Genomic DNA, 5,870 nt, shown 5'->3' with positions numbered 1-5,870 from the left:
GCGTTCGTCATCCTCGGCTCCGGTCGAGGATCTATCCAGCAGCAGCGTGCGCTCGTCATCCAGCGTCGCTTCGAGTAGCTCTGCAAAATCGAGCAGCAGTTCTGCGAAATCCAGCAGCAGTACGAAATCGAGTTCTAGCGTGTCCAGCAGCAGCGAATACGTGCCGTATGATCATTTGTACGATTTGGGAGGGGTGCCATATGTTTCGAGAAGTGACTACAAGACCTTTACGGATGAGCGCAATGGCCGCAGCTACTACTACCTTACGATTAGAGGGAAGAACAAGGCTGGTGAGGAGGATTCCGTAACCGTGATGGCCGAAAACCTGAATATCGGCAAAATGATTACATACGTAAAAGATCAGGCTGATGATACGACGATTGAACGTTATTGCTACGATAGGGACACGACCAATTGCGACCGCTACGGCGGGCTTTACCAGTGGGCCGAGATGATGCAGCTGCCGAGCCGCTGCAATACCGAGAGTTGTGCCGATTTGATTCAGCCGAATCATCAGGGAATCTGCCCCGATGGCTGGCGCCTGCTGACGCAGGATGATTTTTACATCGTACTAAAAGCAGAAAATAACAAACACGGTATAGAAGATGTCCGGGCCGGGAGCTTCGGTGGCTATAACTACACCGGCTATTCCCTCGTTGGTGCCGGGTCGGTGTGGAATCGACGGCTTGATGGTTTAGGAACAGTCACATATTGGTACTATCCAGAAGAAGGAGTTTATTCTGAAGATGGAACACTTGTTTCTACGGCTTTTATTGCTGCAACATCAATTTCTGAAACATCTCTAACTGAGCAGCAGACATATAAAACACAGGGCTTATCCGTCCGTTGCGTGAAGGTTGAATAATCAAAAATTTTGACACAAGGCACAGCGCACTTTCAAGTGCGCTGTACTTTGTATATCCCAAATGGAATTTTCCTCAAATTCCACACAAAAAAGTTTTAACTAAAAAGGCGAAAATCATGTCCAAGAATGTCAAGTCCAACAACAAGAACATCAAGAAGTCTGCTCCCAAGGCTAAAAAGTCCACCCGCAACATGTACAAGATCGAGTCTCTCGAGCCTCGCTTGATGATGGATGCCGAACCGCTCGACCCGGCCCTAGAACCCAACCTTGATATTGACCAGTTTGACTCGTATGTGGAGCAAATCGGGAGCCTCTCTGATGTCATTGGTGGCAAGGCTGTTGACAGGGGAGTTCAATTATAAAAAAGCCCCGTCCATCGTTACAAGATGTCGGGGATTGCTAAAAGCGGGGGAGTGTCGTGCGGGTTTATTTCCCGGAAGAGACGATGACCTTCGCGGTCTTGAGGATCTTGTTCTTGAGCTTGTAGCCCTTCTGGAACACGGTGACAACGTGGCCTTCGGGCACGGTCTCGCTGGGCTGCTGCATCAGGGCTTCGTGCATGTTCGGGTCGAATTCCGCGCCTGTCGGGTCGATTTGCTCGAGGCCCGCGTCGGTCAAAATCTTCGCGAACTGGTTGTAGATCATCTGCATGCCCTTCTCGAAGGCTTCCAAATCCTGGGCCTTGTTTTCGCTCGCGAAGGCGCGCTCGAAGTTGTCCTGCACTTCGGAGAGTTTTTCAAGGAGCTTGCCGTTGGCGGTCTCGATGAGTTCGAGCTGTTCCTTGGCGGTACGGCGGCGGTAGTTGTCGAATTCGGCCATCAGGCGGAGGTTGCGGTCATTTGCGGCAGCGAGTTCGGCCTTGAGAATTTCCTCGGCAGATTCCGTAGGTTCGGCAGACTGTTCGGCGGCTTCCTCAGCGGGCTGCTCGGCGTCGGCAGGTGCGTCCGCAGATTGGGCTGCGTTGGCCTTGTCCTCGGTTGGTGAGCCTGTCGAACCATCCATCTCCATAGCGTCTTCGGCGGCCTTGAGCACGTCATTTTCGAATTTTGCCTTTTCTTCTGCGGTCGGTTCCTGTTCGTTCAAATCTTCTGCCATGGTAATCTTTCCTTTGATTTTATTTTTCAGCCAAAATTTAGCAAAAAACATGCCAATGCCAAGACCATGGAATAGGGGCGTTATCAGGTCCCCGAGAGTATTATTTTGAAACATTGTTATCAAATGTATTTCTAAGTTTAAATCAAGTATGAAAATCAGAGCAATCATGGTTATAATCCTCCTCCCTGTTTCCGCTACGTTAGTTTACATAATCCGCATTATCGGCAATTAAATATTCGGAGAAATAGGGATTGATCGGCCATGCTTGTTGAACGACACGTCCTTTTGGGACATTGAATCAACGTGTTTTTGTTATATTGTGAAAAAATGAAGAAAATCCTTTTTATAACCTGCATTTTGTTTCTTGCCGCGGCCCTAATGGACGGCTGCGCCGTGACGCGAAAAATCGACGCGGCGAGCATCATGCGGAACATGAAGGTGGATTTTCGGCAGTTTACGCTCGACTCGGTACAAATCCGTCCCGACATTGTCGATCAGCTCGGCGGAGCCGTTATCGGAGGAATCCTGCCGAACCCGAATGTCGTCGCGTTCGTGCAGAACCTCGCGAAGGGCATCGTCAACATCGATCTCGGGTATGCGTACCTGGGTATCGTTCTCGACGTGAAAAATTCCGACGTCGATACGCTCTGGCTGCGGGATTTCGCTGCGCACGTGTCGCTCGACACGCTCATGGACCTGCCGCTCGAACTCAAGGATTCCGTCACGCTTATTCCCGGCGAGAACAAGGTTCGGCTATCTACGCGCCTCCCGCTGGACAAGAGAATTTTCAAATTCAAAGAAATCGCAGAAGTCAAGGCCGCAGGCAAGCTTGTTGTGGCGCTCGGCCCGGAAGGCGAGTCCGTGTCCTTCGACTTCAACGATTCCCGCACGATTTCGCACGAGGAAATGGTTGCCATTGAAGACAACGTAAGGCAGACCATCCTGAACAGTATATTGAAAGACTGGGTCGGCGGGCTGTAACCGGAGGAAAAATGAACCGCAAGTATGTTCCCGAAAACCTGAATGTCGATGATTCCCACGAGGTTTCAAAACTTTACCAGTCCTTGCTGCAGCGCGAGATTCCTGTAAATTCCGCGAAACTCCGCCAGTGGATTCTGGACTGGAGCGAACTCGAATCCGTTTTGGGCGAAGTGAGCTGCCGCCGTTACGTGGCGATGACCTGCAACACTGCCGACGAAGAAGCTGCCAAGGCCTACGAGAGCTTTGTGGAGAACATCCAGCCCATCATGAACGAATACGACGACAAGCTGAACAAGAAGCTCGTCGCTCACCCGGCGAAGAATGCGCTCCAGGATGAATTCGGCGAATGGTTCAAGGGCGTCCAGGTTTCCTTGGACCTGTTCTCCCCCGACAATATCTCGCTCGAGACCGAAGAGAACAAGGAAATCCAGGCGTACCAGAAGATTACCGGTGGCATGAGCGTCGAATTTGATGGCGAAACGAAGACCATGCAACAGATGGCCGCCTACATGGAACGCACGGACCGTGAACTGCGCGAACGCGCCTGGCGCACCATGTGGGATCGTCGCCTCAAGGACAAGGAAGCGCTCGACAACTCGTTTGATAATTTATTCTCAATCCGCAAGCAGATTGCGAGGAACGCCCACTGCAAGGACTTTATCGATTATATATTCCTCGCGAAGCACCGTTTTGACTACTCCCCTGCCGACTGCGAAGCCTTCCACGAGAGCATCGAGAAACTGGTCCTCCCCCTCCAGAAGGAAATGTACAAGAAGCGAGCGCAGAAGATGGGCCTCGAACGCCTGCGCCCGTGGGATTTGAGCGTAGACCCGATGAACCGTGCCCCGCTCAAGCCCTATAGCACCGGCGACGAACTTATCGAGAAAGTCGACCAGATTTTCGAGAGCATCCATCCGCAGGCAGGCAAGTGGGCCCGCGAGATGCAGGTGAAAAAGCTCATCGACCCGGATTCCAGGCTCGGCAAGGCTCCGGGCGGCTACCAGATCGGTTTTGACGAGAGCCGCCTCCCCTTTATCTTCATGAATTCGGCCTGCACGGACCGCGATATCTACACGCTCCTGCACGAATCGGGGCACTCGTTCCACCAGTTCGCACTTGCGGACCAGCCCATTTTCCCGTACCGCGACGTTCCCGCCGAATTCGCCGAAGTGGCAAGCATGAGCATGGAACTCATCGGCATGTCGAACCTGAAGCCTTTCTACGGTGATGACCGCGAAGCGATCGAACGCAGCACCATCGGTGAACTCGAAGATGTCGTCTGGCTTTTCCCGTGGGTCGCGAGCGTAGACAGTTTCCAGCACAGGCTTTATAACTTCCCCACCCATACGGCGGAAGACCGCAGCGATATCTGGGACGAAATCATGTCCCGCTACGATGCCGGCGTGGACTACACCGGGCTCGAGGCCGTGCGCCGCAACCTCTGGCAGAAGCAGCTCCATATTTTCGAGTGCCCGTTCTACTACATCGAGTACGGGATTGCCCAGATCGGGGCCCTGCAGGTGTGGGCGAACTTCAAAAAGGACCCGAAAAAGGCCATCGACGACCTCTTCCGTGCCGAAAGTCTCGGGAGCAGCCGCCCCGTGAAGGAGCTCTTCGAGGCCGCAAATATCAAGTTCGACTTCTCCCCCAGGACGCTCGAACCGCTCATGCAGGTCGTGTGGGATGAACTGGGCAAGTAATTTTTTGCAAATTTTTGCGAAAAAAGGCCAAAAACGCTTGACAAGCATGAATAAAATATCTATATTTGGCCTCACATCCTGGAGGGATGGCCGAGTGGTTGAAGGCGCACGCTTGGAAAGCGTGTTTACTTTACGGTAACGAGGGTTCGAATCCCTCTCCCTCTTCTAAAATTTTTCGGAGGTACCCCGATGTCCGATCAGAGAGTCTATCTTGACGATATCTATGCTAGCAAAGAATGTCAAGGCTCTGTATTCCGTGCCGTTGTCATGATGGCGCATGAAGCCCGCTTCCTCAACAACCAGGCAGGCCAGGGTTACATCCAGCTCAACAAGAAGCCCACTACCATCGCCATGTACAAGTTCAAGGAAGGCAAGCTTTCCATGATCGAAAAGGCGAACAACGATGTTACGGATGAAGCCATCGCCGCTGCCGAAGCTGCCGATGCTGCCGCACCGGAAAACGTGGCTGAGAACGCCGCCGCTGCCGATGCCGCTTTCGGCGTGTAATCGCTAAATCAAGCAAAAAAATTTCGCCCGGCTCTAAAGCCGGGCTTTTTGCATTTTCAGGCAATGAGCCGTTTTTACTTCTTGAAAAGGACCCTGTGCGTATTACGGTTGCGGCCGAGCGGTTGCCGGCCGATGTTCCGGCCCTTCAGGTCAAATATCTTTGTCGGGGCAGCCTGCAGCTGAATGTCGCGGATACGGACAATCCTCGTTATTGACGTGTCAGTCTTGCTCGTGTCAGAAGTATCGGGAGCGACGACGCTCGTATCGCCCGCAGAAGACGTATCGGGCTTCGTGCCCGCCTCCTCGAGTTTCCAGATGAAGGATTCGTCGCGGTCTACCTTGCGGTTCTGCTGTACCTGCGTGCCTACCGCCTGCAGGTAGAGCCCGCTCTTGTAGTTCTTGAGCAGGAAGGCGTTTGGCGTATTGACTCCGGCATCATCGAAGGTATAACGCTGGTGAGCACCGCCGTTGTAACCGTAGGTCGAGGCGACAATGCCAGCGGCCGTAGATTCGTTAGGGATATCCACGACGCGGCTCCCGAGCTGGATGTAGTAGGTGACCGGATTATCGCCCACCGAGAAAATCTTCACGAAGGTCGCCGTATCGCTACAATCCATAAGTTCGAGCGCATTGCTAGATGTAATTCCCATGCATTTCTTTGTTTCGCCGAGGGACTTGATCCTCCCCTGCTTGTAGAACGCCACCTTGAACAGCTGCTGGTA

General features: G+C 52.8%; 7 protein-coding genes and 1 tRNA gene. 6 read left to right on the top strand and 2 right to left on the bottom strand.

Annotated elements, in window-relative coordinates; translation table 11 throughout:
• Positions 1-865: FISUMP domain-containing protein (locus B4B27_RS11480; RefSeq protein ID WP_290726623.1), on the top strand; the 865-nt coding region annotated here is incomplete at its 5' end.
• Positions 866-981: 116 nt separating this feature from the next.
• Positions 982-1,227: an LEPR-XLL domain-containing protein gene (locus B4B27_RS11475; protein WP_290726621.1), complete on the top strand. Its 246-nt coding sequence runs from the start codon at positions 982-984 to the stop codon at positions 1,225-1,227.
• A gap of 64 nt (positions 1,228-1,291) precedes the next feature.
• Here B4B27_RS11475 and grpE read toward each other — a convergent pair whose 3' ends face one another.
• On the bottom strand, positions 1,292-1,960 hold the full coding sequence (gene grpE, locus B4B27_RS11470) for a nucleotide exchange factor GrpE (protein WP_290726619.1): 669 nt from the start codon (positions 1,958-1,960) through the stop codon (positions 1,292-1,294).
• Between the two features lie 327 nt (positions 1,961-2,287).
• On the opposite strand from grpE, the gene B4B27_RS11465 reads away from it, so the two are divergent.
• From B4B27_RS11465 to B4B27_RS11450, 4 genes are all read left to right on the top strand, one after another.
• Complete coding sequence (locus B4B27_RS11465) at positions 2,288-2,941, top strand: hypothetical protein (protein WP_290726617.1); 654 nt, start codon at positions 2,288-2,290, stop codon at positions 2,939-2,941.
• Positions 2,942-2,952: 11 nt separating this feature from the next.
• Positions 2,953-4,641, top strand: a complete 1,689-nt coding sequence (locus B4B27_RS11460; protein WP_290726615.1) for a M3 family oligoendopeptidase — start codon at positions 2,953-2,955, stop codon at positions 4,639-4,641.
• Between the two features lie 80 nt (positions 4,642-4,721).
• Positions 4,722-4,806 (top strand) — tRNA-Ser (locus tag B4B27_RS11455).
• 24 nt (positions 4,807-4,830) lie between these two features.
• Positions 4,831-5,148 (top strand): hypothetical protein, encoded by a 318-nt coding sequence (locus tag B4B27_RS11450; protein WP_173366588.1) that lies wholly within the window; start codon positions 4,831-4,833, stop codon positions 5,146-5,148.
• Between the two features lie 74 nt (positions 5,149-5,222).
• On the opposite strand, the gene B4B27_RS11445 is transcribed toward B4B27_RS11450, so the two are convergent.
• A partial coding sequence (locus B4B27_RS11445; protein WP_290726613.1) for an RICIN domain-containing protein occupies positions 5,223-5,870 on the bottom strand: 648 nt, incomplete at its 5' end.

Origin of the sequence: Fibrobacter sp. UBA2449 (genome assembly GCF_002342555.1) — a bacterium.
In the GTDB taxonomy this organism is placed as follows: domain Bacteria; phylum Fibrobacterota; class Fibrobacteria; order Fibrobacterales; family Fibrobacteraceae; genus Fibrobacter.
The sequence above is the reverse complement of the archived record's forward strand: the minus strand, read 5'-3'. Positions and strand labels throughout refer to the sequence as shown.

Bases quoted from the DNA above. Each gene is read 5' to 3' on its own strand.
- B4B27_RS11475 (WP_290726621.1), top strand. From the start codon at position 982: ATGTCCAAGAATGTCAAGTCCAACAACAAGAACATCAAGAAGTCTGCT.
- grpE (WP_290726619.1), bottom strand. From the start codon at position 1,960: ATGGCAGAAGATTTGAACGAACAGGAACCGACCGCAGAAGAAAAGGCA.
- B4B27_RS11465 (WP_290726617.1), top strand. From the start codon at position 2,288: ATGAAGAAAATCCTTTTTATAACCTGCATTTTGTTTCTTGCCGCGGCC.
- B4B27_RS11460 (WP_290726615.1), top strand. From the start codon at position 2,953: ATGAACCGCAAGTATGTTCCCGAAAACCTGAATGTCGATGATTCCCAC.
- B4B27_RS11450 (WP_173366588.1), top strand. From the start codon at position 4,831: ATGTCCGATCAGAGAGTCTATCTTGACGATATCTATGCTAGCAAAGAA.